This window comes from Allomuricauda sp. NFXS6 (assembly GCF_040148835.1).
In the GTDB taxonomy this organism is placed as follows: Bacteria; Bacteroidota; Bacteroidia; order Flavobacteriales; family Flavobacteriaceae; genus Flagellimonas.
In genome coordinates, this window is the sequence record NZ_JAGEMG010000007.1 from 38,102 (window position 1) to 64,595 (window position 26,494).

30 protein-coding genes are annotated in these 26,494 nt (G+C 40.4%); 13 read left to right on the plus strand and 17 right to left on the minus strand.

Annotated features, from left to right (window positions below):
• Positions 1-97 precede the first annotated feature (97 nt).
• Positions 98-1,237 carry a Gfo/Idh/MocA family protein gene (locus J4E06_RS11345; RefSeq protein WP_349524029.1) on the plus strand — a complete coding sequence of 380 codons (1,140 nt, stop codon included), beginning with the start codon at positions 98-100 and terminating at the stop codon, positions 1,235-1,237.
• Position 1,238: 1 nt separating this feature from the next.
• Here the strand turns inward: J4E06_RS11345 and J4E06_RS11350 are convergent, their stop codons facing one another.
• The 5 genes from J4E06_RS11350 to J4E06_RS11370 form a co-directional block, all read right to left on the minus strand.
• The gene (locus J4E06_RS11350) at positions 1,239-1,526 is read right to left on the minus strand and encodes a type II toxin-antitoxin system RelE/ParE family toxin (RefSeq protein ID WP_349524030.1); all 288 of its coding nucleotides are present in this window, start codon (positions 1,524-1,526) and stop codon (positions 1,239-1,241) included.
• Positions 1,519-1,758, minus strand: coding sequence for a ribbon-helix-helix domain-containing protein (locus J4E06_RS11355; protein WP_349524031.1), 240 nt, complete (start codon positions 1,756-1,758; stop codon positions 1,519-1,521). Before J4E06_RS11355 ends, J4E06_RS11350 begins: the two co-directional genes overlap by 8 nt.
• Before the next feature lie 100 nt (positions 1,759-1,858).
• Positions 1,859-3,193, minus strand: a complete 1,335-nt coding sequence (locus J4E06_RS11360; RefSeq protein ID WP_349524032.1) for an ADP-ribosylglycohydrolase family protein — start codon at positions 3,191-3,193, stop codon at positions 1,859-1,861.
• An 80-nt stretch (positions 3,194-3,273) separates the two neighbouring features.
• Entirely contained in the window at positions 3,274-4,038 is a 765-nt protein-coding gene (locus J4E06_RS11365; RefSeq protein ID WP_349524033.1) for a TIGR02757 family protein, read from the minus strand.
• A 1-nt stretch (position 4,039) separates the two neighbouring features.
• Positions 4,040-4,708 (minus strand): ABC transporter ATP-binding protein, encoded by a 669-nt coding sequence (locus J4E06_RS11370; protein ID WP_349524034.1) that lies wholly within the window; start codon positions 4,706-4,708, stop codon positions 4,040-4,042.
• A 301-nt stretch (positions 4,709-5,009) separates the two neighbouring features.
• Here J4E06_RS11370 and msrA point away from each other — a divergent pair, with 301 nt between their 5' ends.
• From msrA to J4E06_RS11385, 3 genes are read left to right on the plus strand one after another with little or no spacing between them, the layout of a single operon-like run.
• A complete protein-coding gene (gene msrA, locus J4E06_RS11375; protein ID WP_349524036.1) occupies positions 5,010-5,573 on the plus strand; it encodes a peptide-methionine (S)-S-oxide reductase MsrA in 564 nt (187 codons plus the stop codon).
• The gene (gene folE / locus J4E06_RS11380) at positions 5,560-6,159 is read left to right on the plus strand and encodes a GTP cyclohydrolase I FolE (protein ID WP_349524037.1); all 600 of its coding nucleotides are present in this window, start codon (positions 5,560-5,562) and stop codon (positions 6,157-6,159) included. The genes msrA and folE overlap by 14 nt, the downstream gene beginning before the upstream one ends.
• A 40-nt stretch (positions 6,160-6,199) precedes the next feature.
• Complete coding sequence (locus tag J4E06_RS11385; RefSeq protein ID WP_349524038.1) at positions 6,200-6,496, plus strand: hypothetical protein; 297 nt, start codon at positions 6,200-6,202, stop codon at positions 6,494-6,496.
• A gap of 33 nt (positions 6,497-6,529) precedes the next feature.
• Here the strand turns inward: J4E06_RS11385 and J4E06_RS11390 are convergent, their stop codons facing one another.
• The 10 genes from J4E06_RS11390 to J4E06_RS11435 form a co-directional block, all read right to left on the minus strand.
• Entirely contained in the window at positions 6,530-8,812 is a 2,283-nt protein-coding gene (locus tag J4E06_RS11390; protein WP_349524039.1) for a TonB-dependent receptor, read from the minus strand.
• Between the two features lie 45 nt (positions 8,813-8,857).
• Entirely contained in the window at positions 8,858-9,214 is a 357-nt protein-coding gene (locus J4E06_RS11395; protein WP_349524040.1) for a hypothetical protein, read from the minus strand.
• A 35-nt stretch (positions 9,215-9,249) separates the two neighbouring features.
• Positions 9,250-9,765, minus strand: coding sequence for a DUF6787 family protein (locus tag J4E06_RS11400; protein ID WP_349524041.1), 516 nt, complete (start codon positions 9,763-9,765; stop codon positions 9,250-9,252).
• Positions 9,766-9,797: 32 nt separating this feature from the next.
• Complete coding sequence (locus tag J4E06_RS11405; protein ID WP_349524042.1) at positions 9,798-10,256, minus strand: DUF6146 family protein; 459 nt, start codon at positions 10,254-10,256, stop codon at positions 9,798-9,800.
• 69 nt (positions 10,257-10,325) lie between these two features.
• Positions 10,326-10,964, minus strand: coding sequence for a DUF937 domain-containing protein (locus tag J4E06_RS11410; protein WP_349524044.1), 639 nt, complete (start codon positions 10,962-10,964; stop codon positions 10,326-10,328).
• A 75-nt stretch (positions 10,965-11,039) separates the two neighbouring features.
• Positions 11,040-11,996 carry a D-2-hydroxyacid dehydrogenase gene (locus J4E06_RS11415; protein ID WP_349524045.1) on the minus strand — a complete coding sequence of 319 codons (957 nt, stop codon included), beginning with the start codon at positions 11,994-11,996 and terminating at the stop codon, positions 11,040-11,042.
• Between the two features lie 135 nt (positions 11,997-12,131).
• The gene (locus J4E06_RS11420; protein ID WP_349524046.1) at positions 12,132-12,704 is read right to left on the minus strand and encodes an outer membrane beta-barrel protein; all 573 of its coding nucleotides are present in this window, start codon (positions 12,702-12,704) and stop codon (positions 12,132-12,134) included.
• Positions 12,705-12,727: 23 nt separating this feature from the next.
• The gene (locus J4E06_RS11425) at positions 12,728-13,027 is read right to left on the minus strand and encodes a hypothetical protein (RefSeq protein ID WP_349524047.1); all 300 of its coding nucleotides are present in this window, start codon (positions 13,025-13,027) and stop codon (positions 12,728-12,730) included.
• Entirely contained in the window at positions 13,024-14,088 is a 1,065-nt protein-coding gene (serC, locus tag J4E06_RS11430; protein WP_349524048.1) for a 3-phosphoserine/phosphohydroxythreonine transaminase, read from the minus strand. The genes J4E06_RS11425 and serC overlap by 4 nt, the downstream gene beginning before the upstream one ends.
• Positions 14,089-14,159: 71 nt before the next feature.
• Positions 14,160-15,206 (minus strand): acyl-CoA reductase, encoded by a 1,047-nt coding sequence (locus J4E06_RS11435; protein WP_349524049.1) that lies wholly within the window; start codon positions 15,204-15,206, stop codon positions 14,160-14,162.
• 85 nt (positions 15,207-15,291) lie between these two features.
• Between J4E06_RS11435 and J4E06_RS11440 the strand changes: the two genes are divergently transcribed.
• The 7 genes from J4E06_RS11440 (at position 15,292) to J4E06_RS11470 (ending at position 23,700) form a co-directional block, all read left to right on the plus strand.
• A complete protein-coding gene (locus J4E06_RS11440) occupies positions 15,292-15,645 on the plus strand; it encodes a 4Fe-4S dicluster domain-containing protein (protein ID WP_349524050.1) in 354 nt (117 codons plus the stop codon).
• A gap of 52 nt (positions 15,646-15,697) precedes the next feature.
• A complete protein-coding gene (locus J4E06_RS11445; protein ID WP_349524051.1) occupies positions 15,698-15,826 on the plus strand; it encodes a hypothetical protein in 129 nt (42 codons plus the stop codon).
• A gap of 168 nt (positions 15,827-15,994) precedes the next feature.
• Positions 15,995-17,089 (plus strand): redox-regulated ATPase YchF, encoded by a 1,095-nt coding sequence (ychF, locus tag J4E06_RS11450; RefSeq protein ID WP_349524052.1) that lies wholly within the window; start codon positions 15,995-15,997, stop codon positions 17,087-17,089.
• 67 nt (positions 17,090-17,156) lie between these two features.
• Positions 17,157-18,059: a DMT family transporter gene (locus tag J4E06_RS11455; protein ID WP_349524054.1), complete on the plus strand. Its 903-nt coding sequence runs from the start codon at positions 17,157-17,159 to the stop codon at positions 18,057-18,059.
• A gap of 102 nt (positions 18,060-18,161) precedes the next feature.
• On the plus strand, positions 18,162-20,030 hold the full coding sequence (locus tag J4E06_RS11460) for a DNA topoisomerase IV subunit B (protein ID WP_349524056.1): 1,869 nt from the start codon (positions 18,162-18,164) through the stop codon (positions 20,028-20,030).
• Positions 20,031-20,045: 15 nt separating this feature from the next.
• A complete protein-coding gene (locus J4E06_RS11465) occupies positions 20,046-22,673 on the plus strand; it encodes a DNA gyrase/topoisomerase IV subunit A (RefSeq protein WP_349524057.1) in 2,628 nt (875 codons plus the stop codon).
• 64 nt (positions 22,674-22,737) lie between these two features.
• Positions 22,738-23,700, plus strand: a complete 963-nt coding sequence (locus J4E06_RS11470) for a sterol desaturase family protein (protein WP_349524058.1) — start codon at positions 22,738-22,740, stop codon at positions 23,698-23,700.
• Between the two features lie 5 nt (positions 23,701-23,705).
• Here J4E06_RS11470 and J4E06_RS11475 read toward each other — a convergent pair whose 3' ends face one another.
• Both J4E06_RS11475 and J4E06_RS11480 read right to left on the minus strand, forming a co-directional pair.
• Complete coding sequence (locus tag J4E06_RS11475) at positions 23,706-24,083, minus strand: DNA topoisomerase IV (protein ID WP_349524059.1); 378 nt, start codon at positions 24,081-24,083, stop codon at positions 23,706-23,708.
• A gap of 32 nt (positions 24,084-24,115) precedes the next feature.
• A complete protein-coding gene (locus J4E06_RS11480; protein WP_349524060.1) occupies positions 24,116-24,526 on the minus strand; it encodes a helix-turn-helix transcriptional regulator in 411 nt (136 codons plus the stop codon).
• Between the two features lie 283 nt (positions 24,527-24,809).
• Between J4E06_RS11480 and J4E06_RS11485 the strand changes: the two genes are divergently transcribed.
• Both J4E06_RS11485 and J4E06_RS11490 read left to right on the plus strand, forming a co-directional pair.
• Positions 24,810-25,913 carry a M14 family metallopeptidase gene (locus J4E06_RS11485; RefSeq protein WP_349524061.1) on the plus strand — a complete coding sequence of 368 codons (1,104 nt, stop codon included), beginning with the start codon at positions 24,810-24,812 and terminating at the stop codon, positions 25,911-25,913.
• 99 nt (positions 25,914-26,012) lie between these two features.
• Positions 26,013-26,492 carry an Lrp/AsnC family transcriptional regulator gene (locus tag J4E06_RS11490; protein WP_349524062.1) on the plus strand — a complete coding sequence of 160 codons (480 nt, stop codon included), beginning with the start codon at positions 26,013-26,015 and terminating at the stop codon, positions 26,490-26,492.
• Positions 26,493-26,494 lie beyond the last annotated feature (2 nt).

Consider the following 26,494-nt stretch of genomic DNA (forward strand, 5'->3'; position numbering starts at 1 on the left):
AAGGAATTTGAAAGTTCTTACCGTATTAAAAGAATTGAAAATGCTTAGTTAAAGCGATTATTCTTATTTTTAAGTGCACGCATTAAATTTAGTTTCCATGAAGCATATTTCCCGAAGAAATTTTAACAACCTCACTGCAAAAGGAATTGGAGGAGCCGCATTGTTTTCATCAGTTCCATTTGCCTGTGTCATGGGCGCTAATAAAGATAAAAAGAAGTTGGGCATAGCCCTTGTTGGACTCGGCAGCTACAGTACCTATCAACTGGCACCTGCTTTGCAGGATACCCAACATTGCTATTTGGCTGGAATCGTTACGGGGACACCCGAAAAGGAACAAATTTGGGCCGAAAAATACGGAATCCCAGAAAAGAATATCTACAATTACCAAAATTTTGATGATATAGCCAACAACGAGGATATTGATGTAGTGTACGTAGTGTTGCCCAACAGTATGCATGCCGAATTCAGTATTCGCGCTACGGAAGCGGGCAAGCATGTAATTTGTGAAAAACCTATGGGCATTAGCGTAGCTGAGTGTACGGCTATCATCAATGCTTGTGATAAAGCTGGCGTTAAGCTTGGAATGGGCTACAGATTACATTCTGAGCCTTATACCCAACAAGTAAAGGAATACGTAAAAGAAAAAACCTTTGGGGATATTTTGTTTGTTTCCGCAGATGCAGCCTATCGCTCTACGGGCAACCCAGACCAATGGCGTTTGGACAGGTCGCTTTCCGGTGGAGGTGCTTTAATGAATATGGGTGTTTATGCCATCCAAAGTGCGATTTATGGTACAGGCGAAAATCCAATTTCGGTTGCAGCGCAGGAATTTAGCACTCGACCAGATTATTTTAAGGACACAGACGAAACCATTGCTGCCCAATTTGAATTCCCGAGCGGGGCCGTGGGCAACATTTCCACCTCCCACAATTTTAATGCAAATGCCATGTATGTTTCGGGGTCTTCAGGCTGGTTTCGATTGCAACCCGCTAATAATTATGGTCCGTTGAGTGGGGAAACTTCAAGAGGGGATACCATAAAATTCCCGCACGAGAGCCAGCAGAAACTACAAATGGACGATTTTGCAAAGCATGTATTATTTAATGAGCCCAATTTAGCTCCTGGTGAAATGGGCAAACGTGATATGATGATTGTGGAAGCCATCTACAAATCCATTGCGAATGGGGGAGAGACGATTGCCTTGGATTTTGAACCTGGTTTTGGTTTTGGGGGATAACTTAAATGATAGTATTTAAATCCTGACTTCCAATGATGGTCATTATTTCAACTAAACCATCACTGAATTTATAATAAATACTGTCCGAACCACAAACGCAACGTTTGTATCCCTTTTTAATGTGGTCAACGGATTCGAAAGAATAAGGCTGTTGAGCAATAATGTCAAAGTATTCAAAAAATATTTCAAAATATTTGTCAGCTTGAGCCATCCCAAATTTTTGAACTCCATACTGATGGATTCTAATTAAATCTTCCTTTGCTGTTTTACTCAGTCTATATTTAGTCATTTAGCATTGACTTCGATTGAGCCAGAATTTCTTCTTTGCTATCACTGGTAAATCCACTGTTTTCAGCTTTTTCCAACTTAGCTCTTACCCAATCAATTTGAGCTTGTTGTTTTCTAGCTTGCCGTATTAAATCATTGACTAGCTCACTTTTACTGGAATATTCTTCGCTATCCACCTGCGATTTAAGCCATTCATCATTCGGTTTGGTAAAGGAAATGCTTTGACGAGCCATAAGTTATGATTGTTTGATGTGGTGTAAAAATACACCAAAATTGAATCAAGTCCAATTTTTATTGGATTTTGAACTTGGTTTTTTGGGGTAACCTCAGGATTCAACGTTTCAGTGGAATTCTCCAGGTATTTTTATTCAAATCAATAGTTCCTCCCATTTCTTCGGTAACAACACGGTCAATAATAGTCAGTCCTTTTTGGGCCATATTTTCAAAAGTGTCGATGCCGCCTTCTGGGAAATTTTGTCTGGTTCTGTAGATGTTGTATGTATTGGAAAATTTCCTTCCAAAAGCTTCCTCTACACCAGTTTTCCCTATCATAAAACCCAGTAAACCACCCCAGGTGGCCGCAGGGTTATCAGCATCCCAGCCTGTTAACGCTCCAATTTTTATGGTTTGTTTGATGTCTCCCTTACCATAAAATAAGCTTACCAAGCTTGCTGCATAATTGATACCTGCCGCAAAACAACCGTTGCAGTATAAATCTTGCGAAGTAATATCATAACCATCCTCTTGGTTCACCTGATATCTTACATAAATAGAATCCCGTGTTTGCTCCCAAGGAATACCGGAATTGTACAATTTTTTGGTATAATCAAACATTTTGGCCGGGTAGGAATCGTTCGGAAGCACCTTTCTTGCTTGGTTGGCCATCCAATGGATTTTCTCGTCCATAGTTTTCCCCTTATCCACCAAAGAAGCCAAAGAGTGCATAGCAACATAAAACTTTGATATATCTTCAGACTCCTGCCTTGCTGTTGTTTTGATGGGTAAACTAGCTATTTTTAAAGCTATGTCCGGTCTGGCAGGAGCAAACAAGCCAAATATTTCCGTGGTTAGTTGCGCATCGATCATTTCAAAATGCTCATTGTTTTCGGGATTCCCTGTTTCTGGGGGCAAAACCCCCTCTTGCATCAAATCAAATGCTTTTTGGTTGGATACCCACAAATAGTTTTCCTCTTCAGATTTAATATATTTTAACCATCCATCACGTATTTGTTTTGACGATAGTATACTGGTCTTGTTGGTAAAAAGAAGGTGCTGGTACATATATTCAATATCCGTATCATCGTCCGAACCCCAAATCTCTGTGGAATCTCTAAATACAAAATCGATGGTAGGGGAAAGATCACTTGGCACTCCTTCTCCCCAAATACTGGGCTGATCGGGTTGGCCCCAATCTTCGCGGGTATAGAAATCTCCAGTTTTAATTTCCCCGATATTCCCAATTTTATCCATTTCCGTCACCAATCCAGTCCAATTGGCAATACATTCGCCCAACCAAAAACCATATAATTGGTTGTAGTAATCATCCCGAGATAGGGTCATATAGGTTACTTCGTCTTGGTCGGAGGTTTCCTTTGCTTCTTTTTTATTGGCATCGGTTCTACAACCGGTTAGGGCAACTAGACAAAATAGTGTTAGATAAATCTTCATCAGTAATGCACCAATTTTATTGGTTGAACAAGATAGCAGATTTTTTCCTCCTTAAAAATGAAAAAGGATAATGGTTTGCCCTAAAACCGCTCAAAAACCCCCAACCCAAATAGTGCAAAATCATATTTTACGGGGTCGGTGGGGTCCAGTTTTCGGAGATTCTTGTCCAGTTCAAGTAAGGCCTTGGCGTCGTTCTGTTTGCGTTTGAGCAGTTTTAGTTTACGAGCTACGTTTCCTGAGTGTACATCCAAAGGACAGGAGAGTTTGGCAGCATCAATGTCCTTCCACAACCCAAAATCCACTCCAGCAGTATTGTCACGGACCATCCAACGTAAAAACATATTAATCCGCTTGGCCGCGGAACCTTTATTGGGGTCAGAAACGTGTTTTTGGGTTCGGCTTGGGTGGGGCAACTCAAAAAATAGTTCCTTAAACTTGGAAATGGCAGGCTGCATGGAATCTTTGGTCTGGTGTTGGGTAAAAACAGCTTCCAAACCACCGTGATTTTTGTAGATGTTTTGCAAACTGCGTACAAAGTAAGCAAGGTCAGTTGCATTAAAGGTTCGATGCACAAAAGGGGAGAGTTGTTCGAGATTTTCCTCCTTGTGATTCATTACAAAATCAAAGGGTAAGTCGCCCATCAACTCCATAAGCTTTGTAGCATTGTTGATAATGCTCTTTCGGTTGCCCCAGGCAATAGTGGCCGTTAAAAAAGCACTGATTTCAATATCTTCTTTCCGGTTAAATCGGTGTGGAACCTGCAAGGGGTCATCTTCCAAAAATTTGGGATGGTTGTACTCCAATACTTTGGCATCCAAAAATTCTTTGAGTTCCGCTTTGGTCATATCAATCCTTGGAAACGATCAAACCATCCACCATGGTGAGTTTTCGGTCGGCCATATCTGCCAATTCGAGGTTATGGGTCACTAAAACGAAGGTCTGCCCAAATTCATCACGTAGCTGAAAAAACAGTTTATGCAGATTGTCCGCACTTTCGGAATCCAAGTTTCCGCTGGGCTCGTCCGCCAAAACTACCGAGGGGTTGTTCATTAAGGAGCGGGCAACGGCCACACGCTGCTGTTCACCACCAGACAGGGTATTGGGTTTATGGTGGTACCGATCTTTTAACCCTAGAAAGTCCAACAATTCCTTAGCGCGCTTTTCTGCTTGGGCACGGGGTGTTTTTTTGATAAAGGCAGGAATACAGACGTTTTCCAGCGCAGTAAACTCGGGCAGCAACTGGTGAAACTGGAATATAAAACCAATATGCTCGTTTCGGAACTGGGCCAAATTCTTGTCATTGAGTTGGTTTACGTTGGTATCGTTGATCACCAAGGTACTTTCACCTTTGTTGGTCGGGGTGTCCAAAGTGCCCAATATCTGCAATAAAGTGGTTTTGCCTGCACCCGAGGCGCCCACAATGGAAACAACTTCCCCTTTTTTTATTTCTAAATCAACTCCTTGTAAAACCTTGAGGTCTCCGTAACTTTTTTGAATGTTTGTGGCCTTTATCATATAAACAACTTCACTGGTCGAAGATAATCATTACAGTTGTATCGCAAAGATTGTATTTTCTGAATATAAATTGGTCAATTCGATTGATTTTTGAGCTAAGCGAACAAAATTGTATCGAGAATTGTAAGGTTAAAGCGTAGGTTGCCAGTTCTCGATACTTTTCGAAAGGAAAAACTCGAACCGACATAAAACAACATATATAAAGGTAAATAAGTTTGATGCAGTAAATTCGACCAAGCAACCTATAAATATTTGTTAGAATTGATATTTTCATTTAAATAATGTTTAACTTTGAACTCAAATGAATAAACAAAATAATTCTATATTGGAAACCGCAATATTTGCCGGAGGTTGTTTTTGGTGTACGGAGGCTGTTTTTCAGCGATTGGATGGAGTAGAAAAAGTCGTTTCTGGCTATACGGGCGGTACCATTAAGAATCCGGCATATAGAGAGATTACTACAGGAAGAACAGGACATGCCGAGGGGGTTAAAATCACTTTTGATGCATCAATAATATCATATGCCGAATTATTGGAGGTTTTTTTTGCTACACACGACCCTACAACATTGAACCGACAAGGCAACGATGTAGGCACGCAATACCGTAGTGAGATTTTCTACACTACCCCAGAACAAAAACAATTGGCGAAAGATTTTATTGAACTCTTGGAAAAAGAAAATATTTTTGAATCACCAATTGTTACCGCCGTTTCTGAATCAAAGCCCTTTTATGTTGCGGAGGAGGAACATCACAATTACTATAACGATCACAGGCAACAACCGTATTGCCAAATCATAATTGATCCAAAGATCAAAAAACTGAACAACTATTTCTCAAAAAAGTTAAAGCATGGCACCGTATAGAAACCTCGAAGAGTATAATATTGAAATTACCAATGAGGTTAAGGAACATTTCTCCAAAATTGTAGGTGATATTGGAGAAGATGTTAACCGAGAGGGATTAATAAAAACCCCGGAGCGTGCTGCAAAAGCCATGCTTTTTTTAACCCAAGGCTACAAGCAAGATGCTAAGGAAATCCTTAGAGGAGCCATGTTCGAAGAAGACTATGACGATATGGTCATTATCAAGGACATTGAATTGTACTCGCTTTGCGAACACCACATGCTTCCCTTTTTTGGCAAGGCGCATGTGGCCTATATTCCCAACGGTCATATAGTTGGTTTGAGTAAAATCCCACGGGTCGTCGATGTTTTTGCCCGTAGATTACAAGTTCAAGAACGCTTGACACACGATATTTTGGAATGCATCAATACCACCTTAAAACCCAAAGGCGTTGCTGTTGTTATAGAAGCTTCGCATATGTGCATGATGATGCGCGGTGTACAAAAACAAAACTCTGTAACCACAACCTCTGGGTTTCGAGGACAATTTGAAAAAATTGAGACTCGAAACGAGTTTTTGAAGTTGGTAAGCTCCGATTTGTCCTAAACCACTTTCTCAATTAAGCGGGAATTGCTAATTTCCCCCTATGGCAGTAGAAAAGGACAATAAATATCGCAACCTTTTTTTAGGGTTGTTGTTTGATGCCATTGGAATGCTTTCCTTCGTTATTCCTGGAATTGGCGAGTTCTCCGATGTGATTTGGGCTCCTGTAGCCGGTTGGCTCATGACCCGTTTGTACAAGGGAAGGGTAGGGCAGGCTGCGGGATTGGTCACTTTTGCCGAGGAGTTGGTTCCCGGTATGGACGTGATTCCTACTTTTACGTTGACTTGGATCTATACCTATCTTTGGAGTAAGAAAAAAGGTCAACCTAAAAAAGATTGACCTTTAATTTATTCTCAAAGGAACTTCGCTTCTTTATAAAGGCACACTCAAATTGAAAGAAATATTTCTTCCTATGTTGGCTATGCCATCCGCTTTTAATCTGGATAAGTGGGAGATATAATTCTTGTCAAAAAGGTTATTTCCAGTAATGGAGTACCCAACTTTTTGATTAAAAATTTTCATATCACCACCTACACCTACGTTAAACAGGTTGTATCTAGGGGTCTTTGTTTCAAAATCGGCTACTTTGTTTTGATCAAAAAAGGTTTGAAGCGTTACAAATGCATAGCATTTGTAGTCTTGGTTTCTTTTATTCCATTCTACACGAAAAGTATTTGTCCAACGATTTGCCGGAATCAATGGTAGGTTAGAATTATTCTCTAGCTCACCAAAAACAATGTCGTAACTACTCTCCAAATGTAGCCAATCTATAGGATGGGGATGTAAGTGGAATCCAAATTCACCTCCGTACAAAATCGCATTTTGCTGTTGGAAGTCATAAATTGGATCCAATTCCCTGAATTCTCCCGTAGGCTCTAAATAAATATAGTCGTTTACGATATTGTAGAAGGTATTGACATAAGCTTCAATATGTTTGTTTCCATACTCTAAAGCCAAATCTATCTGGAAGTTTTGCTCGCTATCCAAATCAGGGTTTCCAATTTCCACTCGGTTGGCACCACTGTGCAATCCATTGGATGATAATTCGGATAAGTTGGGAGCCCTGAAGCCTGTAGCAAGATTTAAACGCCCTATAATATTCGGAGTAAGGTCCATACGATACCCTACAGCAGCATTAAAACTGTTAAAATCTTTACTCAAAGCAGGTATGTACTCTTCATCCCCTTCAATTCCACTTTCTTCACCATTGATAGACCTTAAATCATAACGCAAACCTATTTGAAGGTCACTCTTGTCAAAATGGATATGGGAGGTGGCCAAAACTCCAAAATCATTGGTAATGGCATCGGGCACCAATACTTCTTCTCCAAAGTTTTCATTGGTCTGGTGCATTCCCTGTATTCCAAAGATGGTCGTCATTTTACCCCATTGTGGGTTGAACTGAATATTATAGTTGAACGTTTTCAAACGCATGTCCAAGGCAGCTCCTTCTTCCTCTTCCATATGCTCTTCCTCTGCATGCTCCTCTTCTTCGGCGTGCTCTTCGCCTTCATGCTCCTCGTGGTGATGTTCTTCGAACTCTTTTCTATTGTTTATTGTGTAACCAAAGGTAGCCTCCAAACTGGATTTTTTAAAAAAGAGGTTGTTTTTAGAACTCAAAATATGGGTAGAAAGTTCTTGGTAGGGCTCCAAAGGGTCACGGTCGTTGTTTTGAACCCCGATTTCTTCAGGAATACCGAGCTCGGAAGCATTATAGTTATATCTAAGTTCCGTTTTAAATTTAGACGCTTGGTAGGCTAGCCCTGTTTTTAGGTCGGCTTCGTTGAATCTGGAATTGGTGACACTTGTACCATCCCCGGTTTCGTAGTCTGCATTGGAAGCATAGGCACCACGTACCAAGAATTTCAATTTTTCCCCAGAAGTCTTAAAACCAGCATTGGCATTATAACCTAGGGTATTGGTAAAGTATCTCATGTTTACATCTCCAGATGTTTCGCCCGATGATTCAAATTTTTCCGGATTTAAATACAAAACACCTCCCAATGCATCGGAACCGTATAATAACGAAGCAGGTCCCTTTATAACTTCAACACTTGAAATACCAGCGTCGCTAAGGCCCAATCCATGTTCGCCGCCATATTGCTGATTTTCCAAACGCACCCCTTGCGTATAAACCAAAACGCGGTTAAAGCTCAAACCACGGATAACAGGTTTTCCAATCCCAACACCTGTAGAAACCGAGGAAACTCCTGGAATATTTGTAATTCCTTCGGAAAGTGTAATACCTCCTTGTTGTTTTAGTTCTTCCATGGATTTCTGTTCCACCTTCATTACGTTCTCTCGCTGTAATTTGTGGAAGGGGGTAGAAAGAACCACTTCATCCATCTCTATGGCCGAAGGAATCATTTGATAATCAAATTGATTGCCGCCTAAACTAATTTCTATGGATGTGGAGTAGGTTTCAAATCCAATATAGGAGATGACTAGTTTATAGTTTCCTTCCGGCAGATTTTTCAGTGTATAGTTTCCATTTTGGTCGGTTACCGTACCATTTTCCAATTGTGGTATATATACGGAGACTTGCTCTAAGGGTTCACTGCTTTCAGCGTCTATAATCTTACCTGATAGTGTATTCTGCGAATATGTTAAAAAGGGAATCAATGCCAAAAGCATTGAAATATAAAATTGTTTCATTGTAAATAATAAATGGTTTAAAAAACTTAAATCAATCGGCAATTGCTATGAAACAGATGGAGGACCCCGTAAAGCCCGGAAAGAAACTTCCTTCGGCTTATAAATGAAGGTGTAAATGGAAGTCGTATACCTTATTTCAGGTATATCGACCGGAATATATTCAAAAGAAGAATTGAAAAGTACTTTATTGGCAAGGGTGAAATCATGAAAATCACAATCCAGGTGGGCATCGTGTATATGATTGGTGCCATAGGCGATACATTCGACCTCCTGATTATGCTCATATAAAGTATGTCCCAATTTTATGATGGACGGAGCCAAAATAGCCACCGCCATTACAAGGGAAACAAAAATGAGCAATCTTTTTTGGAGGTTGATCACCATAGATGCAAAAGTAATCAAGGTATCTTGTCTTATGGTGTTAAAAAAAACATAAACTATGGGAGGAAAGTACCCAATCCCATACGTTTTAGCATCTTTTTTTCAAAATTCCAGAAAAATTGATATTGCCCGAACAACCAACCAATGCCAACAAGGAGTATTTGATAGATGGGGAAAATCAAGAGAATCCGGAGTGTCCAATATACCACTGAGTGGACATTTTCACTATCCAGCCCGATCCAATGGACCAGTGGACCGGCCAATTTTCCAGAAAGACTTCCCGTAATTGCAAAAACAATGAAAATTGAAATCATTTCCCACTTATAATCCACTTTCCATTTGTTTTCCACTTTTTTAAAGCACCATAGGAAAAATTTTATCAAAATAACATGCAAAAGCAATGTAATCCCAATGGTAAAAAACCATTCAAAAATTGTGTTGTTTAGTCCAAAAGCGTGTAACAGGCTCCGAGAAATGGTGTAAGAAGTAAGTAAAACCAATAGTGCGCCCAAAATGGGAAAAAGCATTTGCCAGTTTTTCTGGATTTCCCAACGCTGCTTTATTTTTTGCATTATCTCAATTAATTGAGGGCAAAAATAACAATTTAAATTCTTGGCAGAAAAGGTCCTAGCCGCTGGTTATATTTTCTTTGAAAATAAATGAAGTAGTTATAGAGCTTATAGTTGACCTCGTAACCATAATCTATGTTGGGTTCATAGTTAATCTGCATTTCATAAAGGTTGGGATTCCATTGTTGTGGCTGCAAAACCCTTTGGTTCCAATTGATTACCATGATTGCATTTCTATTTTCCAGAAAAGACTGTGAATAGTAGCCCTCTGGTTTTGCAATGGAATTTAACCAAGTGTAAAAACCCGGCTCTATGATGATGATTTCATATTCGGTTTCGGCATTTGCAATTTCTACAGGTTCTTCATCCTCAGAATTAAATAGTGCTTTTTCTTCGTTGGAAACATCCAAGGTTGATTTTTGTGAATTGCAAGAAATCAGGCCAATACAAAGTATCAAACATAACCAAGAAAGGTATATCGGTTTCTTTTTCATAGTCTTAAAATACAAAAAAAGCCATTTGAATTTTCAAATGGCTCTGTTAAATATCGTTAAGCTGACTCTTTATTTTCCAAAAAGGCCACCTAACATTCCACCAAGACCACTCTTCTGACCGCCACTATTTAATGCAATTCCGGCCAGATCATCAATAATGCTGCCATCGCCATCACTATCCAAAAAGCTTTCAACTAGGGATTGTTGTTTAGCCGCAGCTTTATTGCCGCCCATTAACCCACCTAACAAACCGTTAAGTCCATCTGGGCTGCTCACGTTTTGTTGTCTTGTTTGTTTTCCCAAATAGCCCAAAAGGATTGGGGCTGCAATTTTTAATATTTGAGCAATTGAACCTGCATCGATTCCCGATTTGGAACTTAACGCATTTTCAACTTGAGGCTGTTTAGATCCTAGCACATGACTAAGTATTCCTGCTCCATCGTCCATTACATTTTGGTCTACACCACCGCCAAAAAGGCCTCCTAAGTCATCCAGTATACCACCATCGTGCTTCGAGGATAAGGCATCCATTAGCCCTTGCGCACCCCCTGGGGTTGTTGCATTTTTTTTCATGGCGCCCATTAATAAAGGCATGGCCATGCTTAAAACTTCTGCTGTTTTATTTTCGGGTTGTCCTGTTTGTCCAGCGACACCACTGACCAACTGTTTGCCCATAGGGCTGTTGATCAAATCTAATAATCCTGACATTATGTGTTAGTGTTAAGGTTAAAATTACAATGTACGAAAAAGTAGGTTTTGAATCATTGTTAAGATTTAGAAAACCTACTGCTTTAGCAATTTGATAACTTTTTGGGCCAATTCCACCCCGATACGTTGTTGCGCTTCGATTGTTGAGCCACCAACATGGGGACTGAGGGAAATCTTGGGATTCATCAATATTTTGATTTCTGGATTGGGTTCTGACTCAAACACATCGAGTCCTGCAAAGGCAAGATGGTCGGTATCCAAAGCCTCTACCAAAGCTACTTCATCCAAAACACCGCCCCTAGAGGTGTTTATGATTCCAGAACCCGGCTTCATAAGCCCGAGTTCTTTTTTGCCGATCAAGTATTTTTCTTGAGATGGCACGTGAAGACTCACAAAATCCGAATTGGCCAGCACTTCTTTTAAATCGCTGCTTTTTAAAACGAAATCAACGGATTGTCCATCAAAAAAAGGAACCGAAATGGTAACCTCCTTGGTGCTATGGTCCGTAAACAGCACATCCATACCCAATGCAAGGGCCATTTTCGCCGTGGCTTGCCCTATTCTTCCGAAACCAATGATCCCCAAGGTTTTTCCGCGAAGTTCCACACCTCCGGCATAGCTTTTTTTTAATTGTTTAAACTGACTATCACCTTCCAATGGCATATTTCGATTCGAGTCGTGCAGAAACCGAACTCCGTTAAGTAGGTGTGCAAAAACCAGTTCCGCAACCGATTCTGAAGATGCTTCCGGCGTATTGAACACATGAATCCCTTTGGATTCAGCATATTTTACATCGATATTGTCCAAACCAACACCACCACGGCCAATCAACTTTAAGCTTGGGCAGTCGTCAATTAGCTTTTTGTCAACCTTTGTAGCGCTGCGCACCAAAAGTGCTTCAATTTTGTTTTTGTTGATATAGTTTGCCAATTGTTCTTCGGCAACTTTGGTGTTTTTTACTTCGAAACCTTCCTTTTCAAGCAGGTCTATTCCTGATTGGGCAATTCCGTCGTTAGCTAAAATCTTCGCCATTAAACTATCGTTTATTTGAACTTTTAACTGTTATTAACTATAAGTTTTATTAGCACAGTTTAGTTTTTTATCATGTTGTACATAGTCATCTTCAATACCTAGCCCTAGCCTTTTGGACAACTGCGGCCTAGTTGCCTAAAATCGAAATCCTGCACCCAGTTTTAGAATACTCCCATTTCTAAAAAAGTCATTGTCTTGATTTGGATTGTCACGATTTACCTTGATATAATCATAAGATAAAAAAGCAAATATCCTTGAGGTTATATCATAAGCCAACCCTAAGCTAGCATTAAGTCCTTCCGTATAGTCCTTTAATTCTCCAGGCTGATTTTGGGCATTTTCATATTTGACCTTGGAATTTAAAAAGGAATATCCTAGACCAAATGAAGGCCGAAACCCTTTGAGAGTTTCCATATTGATTTCCATAAAGACACGAGGCTGGACCAAGATCACATTTTCCTTAACGTTGACTGAACTCAATGGTGTACTTTGCACATAATAACTCCCATTTGCTGATAGTCCTATGTCCAACACCCCTGCTTGTATTATACGGTATTGGACTCCCAAATCGGCCACACCAGTAAAATCTGCCAAGAAATTATCGCCTAAAGAAAATGGATAGCCCAAAGTGGCACTTAATTTTGAATCTTGAGCTGAAACCGAAATCGTTAAAAAAGTAACAACCGTTAGAATTTGAATTTTTTTCATTCTATGTACACATTTTAGTTTTATTAGTCACATTGCCAATCATCCTTGCTAAAGCCATAACCTTTAAAAATTGCTTCCTGCGTATTACCTGTCAGGTCAGTTATGTTAACAATCAAACAACTTTCATCTTCCCCTTCTTCATTTGCAATGGAAATCTGCCTAATGCGTTCAAATTCTTCCTTAGCAACACAAATAGCAATTCGTTCCCGGTCCAAACATTCTTCTGCTATATAAATATAATAATGGGTGAGATTCTCTTCTTGTTTTTCACAAGAAAACAAAGTCAAAATTGATGCTACGAAAACCAGGTGGTATTTACTCATCCTTTCTTTTCAAGTTCACTCATTATATCCACTAACACACCTACACTTTCCAAAGGAAGGGCATTGTACATCGAAGCCCGGTAACCCCCAACGGAACGGTGACCGTTTATTCCGTTTATTCCCGCTTCTTTGCACATTTCATCAAAAACATCTTTTAATTCATCATCGGTGATGTTGAAGGTAGCGTTCATATGGGAACGGTCTTCTTTGGCGGCAATTCCTGAAAATACAGGATTGAGCTCAATTTCCGAATAGATCAAATTTGCCTTGCGCTCATTGATTTCTTCTATGGCAGCAATCCCACCCAAATCTTTCAACCATTGCATGGTGAGCATGGAAACGTAGACGGCAAAAACGGGAGGGGTATTGAACATACTGTCCTTGGCAATGTGAACGGAATAATCCATCATGGATGGAATTTTACGAGACACCTTTCCTAAAATATCTTCTTTTACCACAACAAGAGTCGTTCCTGCGGGTCCCATATTTTTTTGTGCTCCTGCGTAGATCAAGTCAAACTGAGAAAAATCGAGCTGTCTGGAAAAGATATCGGAACTCATATCGCATACCAACGGTACATCGGTTTTAGGAAATTCCTTGAATTGTGTTCCGTAAATGGTATTGTTGGAAGTTAGGTGCAGGTAATCCAAATCGGATGGAATATCGAACCCCTTCGGAATATGGTTGAAATTATCCTTTTGGGAAGACGCTACTTCTACGATTTCACCGAACAAACGGGCTTCTTTTATGGCCTTTTGACTCCAAGTACCTGTATTGACATAGCCTGCTTTTTTGTCCAAGAGGTTAAAAACTGTCATTAAAAACTGCATGCTTGCTCCTCCTTGCAGGAACAATGCTTGATAGCCCTTGCCCTCGAGTCCCAAGAGTTCCAGAGCCAAGGTACGGGCCTTTTCCATAATGGCCACAAACTCTTTGCTACGGTGGGATATTTCTATAAGTGAAAGTCCAATGCCATCCAGTTCGATAACGGCTTCGGATGCCTTTTGCATGACCTCTGCGGGCAGAATACAGGGACCTGCGCTAAAATTGTGCTTTTTCATTTCCTTGGTTTAGGGGGTAAAGGTCTTAAAAAATGTTGGATCTATAAACGATTGCGAAGGTTAGGTTTTTCTTAAAGTTGAAGGAGAAATTCCATAGTGTCGATTCCATCGGCGTAGTCGTTCAAGCTTGGCTTTTGAGTATCACCAAAATTAACGCCGTTCGCTAGTGATTCACTGGAAACCACGCATTGTATGTGTTCCCCGAGTTCTTCCAATTCTTTTCTTAATCTTGATTCATCATCATAGTGGGAATAATACAACACGGAAATGGGGGAGGTGAGCGCTTCGTCTTCCTTTAAAACCATAAATCCATTGTCCATAATCTTAAATTGACTCATCAAATAAACGGCTTTGTTGTAGTCGTAGTTATTGGCATATTTATGTTGATGAATGATGTCTTTGTAATCATAAAGCGCTTTGAACAAGGTATCAAAATCATAATCTTTGGGCACATAGACTTTGGACACGTTGCGACAACCCAATCCATAGTACCTAAAAATATCCTCGCCCAGTGCTCTTAATTCATTTTCTGTCTCAGTGCCAGTGAGTACGGCCACCGAATTTCTATTTTTTCGGATGATATTGGGTTTATTTCCGAAATAATATTCAAAATAGCGGCCTGTGTTGTTACTTCCCGTGGCGATAACGGCATCGAAATTTTCGAGTTTTCCGTCAACGAACTCAATTTTATCAGCTAGTGAGGCTTCTTGTTGAATCAAATATTTGGATAGATAGGGAAGCAGTATCTTATCATTGGATGATAGTTTGGCCAGCACCTTGTTGCCTGACAGCAATACGCATAAGAAGTCGTGAAACCCCACTAACGGGATGTTCCCAGCCATCACTATGCCCACTGTTTTTGGCTCGCTATACTTTTTAAAGGTATAATTGGACAACCATGCCTTAAGATTTTCTTCTGTAAGCAAATACCCCCATTGCTTTAGAGCAAACAATATGTTATCCTCGGTAAACCATCCGTTGTGGTGTCGCGCTTGCGCAACGATTTTCTTCAATTCCGAATCGACTTCATCGGTCTTGGAATAACAATTATCACAAAAATCCGTTAGGTATTTTCCAAGTTTAACAAAAGCAGCTATGGTATTTGTATCTGATGCCATTAAATTTGTACACTAAATTACTAGGGTTTATTTTTGTCAAAAGTAAGCATGCTGATAAGAATCAGCCCAAAAGGAAAAGAAAATTATGGCAATTATTATAACAGATGAATGCATAAATTGTGGTGCTTGCGAGCCAGAATGCCCTAACACAGCAATTTATGAAGGTGCAGATGAATGGAGGTATAGTGATGGAACCTCGTTAAAGGGAGACGTTGTACTGCCCAATGGCAAAGAAGTAAATGCCGATGAAGTTCAAGAGCCTGTTAGCGATGAGCTTTATTATATAGTTCCCGATAAATGCACGGAATGTCAAGGGTTTCACGAAGAACCACAATGCGCGGCCGTATGTCCGGTGGATTGCTGTGTTCCCGATGAAGACCACGTAGAAAGTGAAGAAGAACTATTGGGCAAGCAAAAGTTTATGCACCCCGATGGTTAAGCAATAAAAAACATTTAATTTAGCCCGAATCTTAAATGGTTCGGGTTTTTTTATGCAAGAAAAAGAGAAAGCATACAACGGTATTTGGAAACAAGCAGGATGTATATTGTCCTTGATCGCCATTTTTGGGATCATCGCCTTGGTAATTATTGGGCTTTACCTATTGATTCAAGGTTATTAAGCTCCAGTACCAAAACTTCAACTTATATTTGCAGCCTTAAATCAGTTTTCAATTATCAATGTCCAATAAACAATGAGGGGTGAAACCAAAATTGTTAAAATTGAATGAGTACTAAATACTTGAATTCTGATTTCTAAAATCTGAACTTTAAAATCTAATTGCTACTCAATGAAAGCAGGCATTGTAGGATTACCAAACGTAGGAAAATCAACACTTTTCAACTGTTTGTCCAACGCAAAGGCACAAAGTGCCAATTTCCCTTTTTGTACCATTGAACCCAATATTGGTGTGGTGAATGTACCCGACCAACGTCTGGAGAAATTGGAAGAATTGGTAAATCCTGAGCGTGTAATCCCCGCAACCGTAGAGATTGTTGACATTGCTGGTTTGGTGAAAGGTGCCAGCAAAGGTGAGGGACTTGGAAACCAGTTTTTGGGAAACATCCGCGAAACCGATGCTATTCTGCACGTACTTCGCTGTTTTGATAATGACAATGTGGTTCATGTCGATGGTTCGGTAGACCCAATCAGGGACAAGGAAACCATTGATATGGAACTACAGCTGAAAGATTTGGAGAGCGTAGAGAAAAAACTCGACAAAGTAAAGCGCGCCGCCAAAACTGGAAATAAAGAAGCTCAGAAAGAAGAAGCGGTACTATCCGCCCTCAAAGAAGGTTTGGAAGCCGGAAAATCGGTGAGAGCCATTGAAATTGGTGAAGATGACCGAGAAGAATTTGTAAAACCACTACAGTTGATCACGGACAAGCCCGTGATGTACGTTTGCAACGTGGACGAAGACGCAGCCGTTGATGGCAATGCATATGTTGAAAAAGTAAAAGAAGCTGTGTCCGATGAAAATGCGGAAGTTATCTTTTTGGCTGTAGGTACCGAGGCAGATATTACCGAATTGGAATCTTATGAAGAGCGCCAAATGTTCTTGGAAGATATCGGACTTTCAGAACCAGGTTCCGCCAAACTGATTCGTGGTGCCTACAGATTACTCGAATTGGACACTTATTTCACCGCAGGAGAAAAAGAAGTCCGCGCTTGGACCATTCCAGTTGGAGCAACTGCTCCGCAGGCCGCAGGTGTTATCCATACCGATTTTGAAAAAGGCTTTATTCGTGCCGAGGTCATTGCTTACGACGATTACGTAAAATACGGTAGTGAAGCCAAGGTAAAAGAGGCTGGTCGAATGCGTGTAGAAGGCAAAGAATACATTGTTAAGGACGGTGATGTGATGCACTTTAGGTTTAACGTGTAGCTGCTGGGCATTGTAATCAACACCACTTACTACATTTTAGTTTACGAGTATAAAATAGCTTTGCTATATGTCCAGTAAAGGTTTAGGGATTTTATACGGAGTTTTGGGAGTGGTGCTATTCTCTTCCAAGGCCGTTATGGTGAAATTGGCTTATCGTTACGATGTGGACACCCTCGATTTATTATTGTTTCGGATGCTGTTCTCCCTTCCGTTCTATATCTTCATTCTCTTTTTGATTCGAAAAAAGACCGCTAAAGCAAAAATTGTCCCAACAGATTATGCGTGGCTCTTTCTTTTTGGTTTCGTTGGCTACTATTTGGCCAGTTATTTCGATTTTTTGGGATTGAATTACATCAAAGCAGGATTAGAACGAATCATACTCTTTGTGTATCCTACCATTGTCGTATTTCTGACCTGGTTGATTTTCAGGAAAAAGATTACCCAAGTGCAATTCATAGCCATTCTCGTCACCTACGTTGGGGTGCTCATCACCTTTTGGGATGAGTTGGACATGTCGGGCAATGAGGTTGTATTGGGAGGATTCTTGGTATTGTTGAGCGCCATCACCTATGCCTCCTATTTGGTGGGTAGTGGTTGGTTGATTCCCAAATTCGGGGTGCTTCGATTTACCTGCTACGCTATGATCGTATCCACCATCTGTATTGTGATACATTATTTGGTATCGGGCAACTGGGACTTTACGAATTATCCTTGGCCTGTATACGCCTACGGTTTGGCCATGGCCATTTTTGCCACATTGATTCCTTCCTTTTTGGTTTCAGCAGCTATTGAACGATTGGGCGCATCCAATTTTTCAATTTTGGGAAGTTTGGGACCCATTTCCACTATTTTGCTCGCCTTTGTGTTTTTGGACGAAAAACTCACGTATTGGCAGCTCGTTGGAATGTTGGTGGTTATTTTTGGAGTGACATATCTGTCAATCCAAGGCAAAAAGCGGGCTAAAGGCTGATATATATTAACAATTATTGTTTTCTATTGTTGATTACTTTCTACCGTACACCCTTTTATTTTTGCTCCTAAATTTTATATTGCAATGATTAACCCTTAACTAATGGCAGACACTCAATATACTGAGGATAATATCCGTTCGCTGGATTGGAAGGAGCATATTCGTATGCGTCCCGGGATGTACATTGGAAAATTGGGCGACGGTTCCTCCGCAGATGATGGTATTTATATTCTTTTAAAAGAGGTACTCGACAATTCCATTGACGAATTTGTGATGGGGTCGGGGAAGACCATCGAAATCACAATAAAGGAAAATACCGTGCACGTGCGCGATTACGGTCGTGGCATTCCACTGGGTAAAGTCGTGGACGTGGTTTCCAAAATGAACACGGGAGGTAAGTACGATACCCGCGCCTTTAAAAAATCCGTAGGATTGAACGGAGTGGGTACCAAAGCGGTAAATGCCCTTTCCGCGTATTTTAGGGTTGAATCCAACCGGGATGGCCAATCCAAATCCGCTGAGTTTGAAACAGGAAATCTGGTCAACGAAGAACTTTTGGAAGAATCTTCCCGAAGAAAGGGGACCAAGGTGAGTTTCACACCTGATGAAACCATCTTTAAAAAATACAAATACAGGAACGAGTATGTAGAGCGGATGCTCAAATACTACGTTTACCTAAATCCTGGTCTGACCATTGTTTTCAATGGAGAAAAATTCCATTCGGATAATGGACTAAAGGATTTGTTGGAGGACAACAACAACGAAGAAGACTTTCTATATCCGGTAATCCATCTCAAAGGCGACGATATTGAAGTCGCGATGACCCACAGCAAAACCCAGTACAGCGAGGAATATCATTCTTTTGTAAATGGGCAGCATACCACACAAGGGGGAACACACCAATCTGCTTTTCGGGAAGCCATCGTAAAAACTGTCCGTGATTTCTACGGAAAAAACTATGATGCTTCGGATGTTCGGAAATCCATCATTTCCGCAGTTTCCATTAAAGTGATGGAGCCTGTTTTTGAGAGCCAGACCAAGACCAAGTTAGGTTCCACTGATATGGGCGGTGATTTACCCACGGTACGTACTTACATCAACGATTTTATCGGCACGCAGCTGGACAACTACTTGCACAAGAACCCGCAGACTGCTGAAGCGCTTCAAAAGAAAATAGTTCAGGCCGAGAAAGAGCGCAAAGAACTCTCGGGAATTCGAAAATTGGCCAGGGACCGTGCCAAAAAGGCCAGTCTCCACAACAAGAAGCTCAGGGATTGCCGTGTGCACTTGCAGGATATGAAAAAAGACCGCCGTTTGGAGACTACCCTGTTCATTACCGAGGGAGATTCCGCATCAGGTTCCATTACCAAATCCAGGGATGTGAATACGCAAGCCGTATTTAGTCTTCGAGGGAAGCCGCTGAACTCCTACGGAATGTCCAAAAAAATCGTGTACGAAAACGAAGAGTTCAATTTGTTGCAGGCAGCGCTCAATATCGAGGACTCTATGGAAGACCTCAGATATAACAATATTGTGATCGCAACGGATGCCGATGTGGATGGAATGCACATTCGCTTGTTGCTGATTACCTTCTTTTTGCAATTTTTTCCAGAATTGATCAAGGAAAACCACTTATACATTCTTCAAACCCCATTGTTTCGGGTACGTAACAAAAAAGAGACCATTTATTGCTACAGTGACGAAGAACGAAGAAATGCCATTGAAAAACTCAGCGGAAAACCAGAAATAACCCGATTTAAGGGATTGGGTGAAATATCTCCGGATGAGTTCAAAAATTTTATAGGTGATGATATCCGTTTGGAGCCTGTTATGCTGGACAAGGCAATGAGCATAGATACCCTGTTGAAATTTTATATGGGGAAAAATACGCCGGACAGACAGGAATTCATTATAAACAACCTCAAAGTGGAACTTGACCTTGTTGAAGAAAACCAACTACAACCCAAATAAATGCCGACTTTCTAAATGGAAGAAAATGAAGAACTGAACGATGAGAGTTTAGAAAACCAAGATGAGTCCCAAGATAGCCTGATCAAGGTTACGGGGATGTACAAGGATTGGTTTTTGGATTATGCTTCGTATGTAATTTTGGAACGTGCCGTCCCTGCTATCGAAGATGGCTTTAAACCTGTGCAGCGTAGAATTATGCACTCGTTGAAAGAGTTGGACGATGGCCGTTACAACAAGGTGGCCAACGTGGTGGGGCACACCATGCAGTACCACCCGCACGGTGATGCGAGTATTGCCGATGCTATGGTCCAAATTGGACAAAAAGACCTCCTTATCGACACCCAAGGTAACTGGGGCAACATTTTAACCGGCGATGGTGCTGCAGCACCGCGTTACATTGAGGCTCGACTGTCCAAGTTTGCCCTGGAAGTAGTCTACAGCCCAAAAATTACGGAGTGGCAACTTTCTTATGATGGCAGAAAAAAAGAACCTGTTAATCTTCCCGTTAAATTTCCGCTTCTTTTGGCTCAAGGAGCCGAAGGAATTGCAGTAGGACTTTCAACGAAAATACTCCCGCACAACTTTAACGAGTTGATAGACGCATCCATAAAACACCTAAAAGGAAAAAGGTTTACCATTTATCCCGATTTCCCAACGGCAGGAGTGATTGATGTGACCAACTATAACGACGGGATGCGTGGTGGAAAAATCAGGGTTAGGGCCAAAATATCCACCTTGGACAAGAATACCTTGGTCATCAACGAAATACCCTACGGCACCAATACCTCATCTTTAATTGACTCCATCTTAAAGGCTAACGACAAGGGGAAAATCAAAGTAAAAAAGATTGAGGACAACACAGCTGCCGAAGTAGAAATTCTAGTGCATCTGCCCAATGGAATTTCTCCAGACAAAACCATTGACGCACTTTATGCATTTACAGCTTGCGAATCATCCATCTCTCCGTTGGGATGTGTGATTGAAGACAACAAGCCATTATTTATTGGCGTCAAAGAGATGCTTGAAAGATCTACAGACAATACTGTGGATTTACTTAAAGCAGAACTTGAAATACAATTGAGCGAGCTCGAGGAACAATGGCATTTCTCTTCTTTGGAACGAATATTTATCGAGAACAGAATTTATCGTGAAATTGAAGAAGAAGAAACCTGGGAAGGCGTAATCGATGCTATCGACAAAGGACTGAAACCACACATCTCCCATTTAAAAAGAGAGGTGACTCGAGACGATATTGTTCGTTTGACGGAAATCAGAATCAAGCGTATTTCAAAGTTTGATTTAGACAAAGCGCAGCAACTTATTGAGAGTTTAGAAGATAGGATTGCAGAAACCAAGCATCATTTGGAACACTTGGTGGATTATGCCATTGCTTATTTCAAAGAGCTTAAAAAGAAATATGGCGCTGGTAGAGAGCGAAAATCGGAAATACGAATTTTTGATGATATCGAAGCTACCAAGGTTGTCATCAGAAATACAAAACTTTACGTAAATCGAGAAGAAGGTTTTATTGGAACTTCGCTAAAGCGGGATGAATACGTCACCGATTGTAGCGACATAGACGACATTATCGTTTTTACCCAAAAAGGTGAAATGATGGTCACCAAGGTGGATTCCAAGGTGTTTGTCGGAAAAAATATCATCCACGTAGCCGTATTCAAAAAGAAGGACAAACGGACCACCTACAACATGATTTACAAACTCATGAAAGGAGGACCGACCTATGTGAAGCGCTTCAATGTGACCAGTATGACTCGTGATAAGATTTATCAACTTGCAGGCGATAAAGCTTCTTCCGAAGTCTTGTATTTTTCCGCCAATCCAAATGGGGAGGCTGAAGTGGTCACGGTAATGTTGCGTCAATCCGGTAGTATCAAAAAATTGAAATGGGACCTGGATTTTTCCGATGTACTCATCAAAGGGCGGGGTTCCAAAGGTAATTTAGTTACAAAATACACCGTAAAGCGTATCGAGCTAAAAGAGAAAGGCGTATCAACATTAAAACCGAGAAAGATTTGGTTCGATGACGTGGTGAGTCGTCTCAATGTGGATGGAAGAGGGGAGTTGCTGGGGGAGTTTAAAGGAGACGACCTACTTTTGGTAATTGATCAGAAGGGAATCGTAAAAACCATCCCACCGGACTTGCTCACACGGTTCAACGACGATATGATCGTACTGGAAAAATGGAACCCGGACAAACCGATTTCAGTAGTGCACTACGTTGGTGACAAAGAACGTTTTTACCTAAAAAGATTCTTGGTGGAAAACCCCAACAAGGAAGAAGTGGTAATTGATGAGGGTTCCAAATCCTATTTGGAGCTCGTGTCCACCGATTGGAGGCCAATGATCGACATTGAGTTTGTAAAACCTCGCGGAAAAGACCCAAAACCCAACCTACAAGTGGATGTTGAGGACTTTATTGCCGTGAAAGGCATTAAAGCACTTGGGAATCAGCTTACTGCGGACAAGGTGAAAAACATCAACGCCCTTGACCCCTTGCCCTTCGAAGAACCGAAGGAACAAGAGGCCGAAGATATAGAGGTGGTAGACGAAGAACAGATAGGCAATGATGATGATGATATAGAAACAAAGAATGATAGTTCTGATCAAACCACTTTGTTTTGATTCGATTTATGGCTAATTTTCCAACCGATTTACACACCTAAGGCAGATTGCTTAATACATCTTTATGGATTTCACAAACCCCCTGGTATATGGTGTACCAGTCTTTATTGCTTTCATTTTATTGGAATTGACTTATAGCAAAACCCATGATCATGAACACCATGATCTTTACAATTGGAAGGATTTAGCTGCAAGTGGTTTTATGGGAATTGGTTCCGCTATATTGGGACCACTTTTTAAAGTAGCCTTTGCCATACTTCTTTTTGAAGGGACATATGAACTTTTCAATCCCGTAGTTGGAGGTATAAGGACCAATATTATGGGCTACGAGTCCTTTGGCTATGCTTGGTACATTTGGATTATTTGCCAATTGGGCGATGATTTTACCTATTATTGGTTCCACAGGGCCAACCATGAGGTTCGCATTTTGTGGGCGGCACATATCGTGCACCATTCTTCGGATAACTTTAATTTGGGAACAGCAATTAGAAATGGCTGGTTCACGATTCTATACAAGCCTTTCTTTTATATTTGGTTGCCCGCCATTGGCTTTCCGCCGGAAATGGTTCTGGTTTGTTTAGGGATTGAAGCACTTTGGCAATTTCAATTGCATACGGTCTATGTTCCCAAGCTAGGTTTTTTGGAAAAAATATTCAACACGCATACCATGCACCAAGTACACCACGCACAAAATGTGGAATATCTAGATAAAAATCATGGTGGGTTCTTAAATATTTTCGATAAAATGTTCGGTACTTGGAAAGAACTGGATGACGATGTAGATGTAAAATATGGTGTAATCCATGCACCTGAATCGTACAATCCGGTAGTTATTCTTACCCATGAATTCAAGGATATCTGGAATGATGTAAAAAAGTCAAAAAAGCTTTCACATAAACTTATGTACATTTTTGGCCCACCAGGGTGGAGTCACGATGGCAGTACCCTCACTGTAAAACAACAACAGCGATTGTTCAAGAAACAAAAGGAGTCAAGCCCTGAACTTGCCTACCAAAGACCTAATTAAAAGGATTAATCCAGTTTATGGGCGGTACCTTTAAATTTTTGGCTATTTCCAACAACGTTGTATTCAAAGGTATAGGAAGACGCCGTGGTAGTCAGTATTTTGATGTGGATGGGCTGTTCTTCGGCTTTGTTTTTAGGGTTTAAATTCTTCAGGATATATTCACAATCGTTGATCCATCGAATGGAGGACGAATCCTTCTTTCCTTCAAATTCATCAACCTCAAGCTCAAGAGTCCTGTGGAATGTGGTTGTTTTCTCTTCGCCATTGATGGTGGCAGTAAACTTGAACTCCCCAGTTTTGAAATCCTCACAATTACGTTGTGGTGGCTGTCCACAGGCTATAAAAAATAGCACAATCAATCCAAAAAAAAGATATTTCATCATATGTGCAAAGTAACGGAAACTAGCTGAAAGGGTCAATCGTTTTTTGTGTTGAATATTTTAAAGGTGCCATCCTCATAGAACATTACAATTTTATACGGGTCTTTCTTTTCGTGTTCATCGTGATTTTTATGGGGAGGGAGTGGAGAAACAAAATCTTCTACTGCTTGTTTATGGATATCTTCTGTAACTTCCGGTGCGTTCAATCCAACTTGATTGGTGTTTTCCTTTGGAAAATTTCCTTCACCTTTTAATAGCCAGTATAAATCCACCTCAGGGTAGGCGGTGACCAATTTCATAACAAAGTCCAAACTAGGTTTGTTTCGTCCATTGAGTAAATGGGAGATGCTTGAACGCTGTACGCCAATCTCATCGGCAAAGGCGGATACAGATACATCCAAATGTTCAATAACGGCTTCTATACGGGAAACAATCTCTTTGTTCACAAATGTAAATTTAATTATCTCTAAGGTAATATATTTTAAAACAATACGTATATAAACTTACCAAACATCACCATATAACTTAACGTAATAATTGAGATACAAGAATATAAATATTTGATATATAATACTATAAAGTCTATTAATATAATTATGTTTACATTTATATATTCTCAATAATATACCCAGAAAAACCGTTACAAATGTATCGCGTTTGTATATTCCAAATTGTTACAATTGTAAAAAAGAGTATGGTTACTTTTGTAAACTTTAATTTCAAAAGTGTATGCTTGATTATTCACGATATAAAAATGATTCCATTACTGGCAGATACATTGACCTAAAAGCTGTACAACCGTGTTTCACAAAACTATCCGATCCTCCAATCGCTATTGGGAGTTCGGTAAATGGTGTTGATATCCATGCTTTCAAAATGGGTTTCGGGGATAAAAAAGTGCTGATGTGGTCGCAAATGCACGGGAACGAGTCCACTACTACCAAAGCTGTCTGGGATATGGTCAATTACTTACAATCTGATGAACCGTTGGCCAAGACCATTTTAAGGGAATGTACCCTAACGATTCTACCCATGCTTAATCCCGATGGCGCCGAAATATACACTCGAGAGAACGCTAATAAGGTAGATTTAAACCGTGATGCCAAAAGTTTGACGCAGCCCGAAAGCATGGCTTTTCGGAAGTTGTTCGAAAGTTTTCAACCAGATTTTTGTTTTAACCTTCACGATCAACGCACATTATTTAGCGCGGGGAAAACCAACAAACCCGCAACCGTTTCGTTTTTATCGCCCTCCAGTAATAGGGAATGTCACATTACCCCAAGTAGGGAAGTGGCGATGAAATTGATTGTTGCAATGAACACCATGCTTCAAGACCTTGTTCCGGGACAGATTGGGCGGTACGATGATGGATTTAATGATAATTGCATCGGGGACACACTTCAAATGTTGGGTGTGCCGACCATTTTGTTCGAAGCAGGTCACTATCCCAAAGACTACGAAAGGGAAAAAACACGCGAACTAATCTTCCTCTCAATAGTAGAAGCGTTAAAAACCATAGCTACGGATAAAATCAATGATTTTAAAACGGGCGATTACTTCTCCATACCTGAAAACGACAAGTTATTTTTTGATGTACTGGTCTATAATCCAGATATCGTCAATCCTGAGTTTGAAGCCGGTCATTCCGTCGGAATTCGATATAAAGAAGTTTTAGTCCATGAAAAAATTGTATTCCGACCAGAAATCGCGGAGATTGGGCCACTAACAGGTTTTTACGGACACCAAACCTTAGAATGTATTGATTCCAAGGATTTTGGCTTTCCATCCACCCAAAAAGAGATTCTCAATTTACTATTGAAATTCAATAAATAAGAGACTTTTTTTTAAGGTTCTTGCATATTATTTAAAAAAAAAGCAATTTTATTACGTAAATTTCCTTTTTTAACTACTTTTGCTGCAAAATTCAATGTAATGAACAAAGTAAAGTTGGACGAGATAGACCACCAGATATTGGATATGTTAATCGATAACACCCGTACACCCTTTACGGACATCGCAAAAAAATTGCTGATTTCCGCAGGTACGGTTCATGTCCGAGTCAAAAAAATGGAAGAGTCTGGAATCATAAAAGGTTCTTCCCTTACCCTTGATTACGTAAAGCTTGGGTATTCCTTTATTGCTTATGTTGGTATTTTCTTGGAAAAAACCCACCAAACCAAATTTGTGCTGGAAAGGTTAGGGCAGATACCTTATGTTACGGTAGCCCACATTACTACAGGCAAATTCAATATTTTCTGTAAAATCCGGGCCAAGGATACCACACATGCCAAAAACATCATTTTTAAAATAGATGATATTGAAGGAATCAGTAGAACGGAAACGATGATTTCCTTGGAAGAGAGCATCAACGATAAGAGACGTTTGATGCACACCATTTTCAACGAGTTGTAAAC

Excerpts from the sequence above, each read along its gene's own strand:
- J4E06_RS11400 (WP_349524041.1), bottom strand. The coding sequence starts at position 9,765 with ATGCAAAAAATAAAGCAGCGTTGGGAAATCCAGAAAAACTGGCAAATG.
- J4E06_RS11460 (WP_349524056.1), top strand. The coding sequence starts at position 18,162 with ATGGCAGACACTCAATATACTGAGGATAATATCCGTTCGCTGGATTGG.
- J4E06_RS11415 (WP_349524045.1), bottom strand. The coding sequence starts at position 11,996 with ATGGCGAAGATTTTAGCTAACGACGGAATTGCCCAATCAGGAATAGAC.
- J4E06_RS11455 (WP_349524054.1), top strand. The coding sequence starts at position 17,157 with ATGTCCAGTAAAGGTTTAGGGATTTTATACGGAGTTTTGGGAGTGGTG.
- J4E06_RS11350 (WP_349524030.1), bottom strand. The coding sequence starts at position 1,526 with ATGACTAAATATAGACTGAGTAAAACAGCAAAGGAAGATTTAATTAGA.
- J4E06_RS11370 (WP_349524034.1), bottom strand. The coding sequence starts at position 4,708 with ATGATAAAGGCCACAAACATTCAAAAAAGTTACGGAGACCTCAAGGTT.
- serC (WP_349524048.1), bottom strand. The coding sequence starts at position 14,088 with ATGAAAAAGCACAATTTTAGCGCAGGTCCCTGTATTCTGCCCGCAGAG.
- J4E06_RS11390 (WP_349524039.1), bottom strand. The coding sequence starts at position 8,812 with ATGAAACAATTTTATATTTCAATGCTTTTGGCATTGATTCCCTTTTTA.
- J4E06_RS11365 (WP_349524033.1), bottom strand. The coding sequence starts at position 4,038 with ATGACCAAAGCGGAACTCAAAGAATTTTTGGATGCCAAAGTATTGGAG.
- J4E06_RS11445 (WP_349524051.1), top strand. The coding sequence starts at position 15,698 with ATGCAAGAAAAAGAGAAAGCATACAACGGTATTTGGAAACAAGCAGGA.
- J4E06_RS11355 (WP_349524031.1), bottom strand. The coding sequence starts at position 1,758 with ATGGCTCGTCAAAGCATTTCCTTTACCAAACCGAATGATGAATGGCTT.
- J4E06_RS11465 (WP_349524057.1), top strand. The coding sequence starts at position 20,046 with ATGGAAGAAAATGAAGAACTGAACGATGAGAGTTTAGAAAACCAAGAT.
- J4E06_RS11425 (WP_349524047.1), bottom strand. The coding sequence starts at position 13,027 with ATGAGTAAATACCACCTGGTTTTCGTAGCATCAATTTTGACTTTGTTT.
- J4E06_RS11420 (WP_349524046.1), bottom strand. The coding sequence starts at position 12,704 with ATGAAAAAAATTCAAATTCTAACGGTTGTTACTTTTTTAACGATTTCG.
- ychF (WP_349524052.1), top strand. The coding sequence starts at position 15,995 with ATGAAAGCAGGCATTGTAGGATTACCAAACGTAGGAAAATCAACACTT.
- J4E06_RS11345 (WP_349524029.1), top strand. The coding sequence starts at position 98 with ATGAAGCATATTTCCCGAAGAAATTTTAACAACCTCACTGCAAAAGGA.
- J4E06_RS11410 (WP_349524044.1), bottom strand. The coding sequence starts at position 10,964 with ATGTCAGGATTATTAGATTTGATCAACAGCCCTATGGGCAAACAGTTG.
- J4E06_RS11360 (WP_349524032.1), bottom strand. The coding sequence starts at position 3,193 with ATGAAGATTTATCTAACACTATTTTGTCTAGTTGCCCTAACCGGTTGT.
- J4E06_RS11385 (WP_349524038.1), top strand. The coding sequence starts at position 6,200 with ATGGCAGTAGAAAAGGACAATAAATATCGCAACCTTTTTTTAGGGTTG.
- folE (WP_349524037.1), top strand. The coding sequence starts at position 5,560 with ATGGCACCGTATAGAAACCTCGAAGAGTATAATATTGAAATTACCAAT.
- J4E06_RS11475 (WP_349524059.1), bottom strand. The coding sequence starts at position 24,083 with ATGATGAAATATCTTTTTTTTGGATTGATTGTGCTATTTTTTATAGCC.
- J4E06_RS11490 (WP_349524062.1), top strand. The coding sequence starts at position 26,013 with ATGAACAAAGTAAAGTTGGACGAGATAGACCACCAGATATTGGATATG.
- J4E06_RS11485 (WP_349524061.1), top strand. The coding sequence starts at position 24,810 with ATGCTTGATTATTCACGATATAAAAATGATTCCATTACTGGCAGATAC.
- J4E06_RS11470 (WP_349524058.1), top strand. The coding sequence starts at position 22,738 with ATGGATTTCACAAACCCCCTGGTATATGGTGTACCAGTCTTTATTGCT.
- J4E06_RS11435 (WP_349524049.1), bottom strand. The coding sequence starts at position 15,206 with ATGGCATCAGATACAAATACCATAGCTGCTTTTGTTAAACTTGGAAAA.
- J4E06_RS11440 (WP_349524050.1), top strand. The coding sequence starts at position 15,292 with ATGGCAATTATTATAACAGATGAATGCATAAATTGTGGTGCTTGCGAG.
- J4E06_RS11405 (WP_349524042.1), bottom strand. The coding sequence starts at position 10,256 with ATGAAAAAGAAACCGATATACCTTTCTTGGTTATGTTTGATACTTTGT.
- msrA (WP_349524036.1), top strand. The coding sequence starts at position 5,010 with ATGAATAAACAAAATAATTCTATATTGGAAACCGCAATATTTGCCGGA.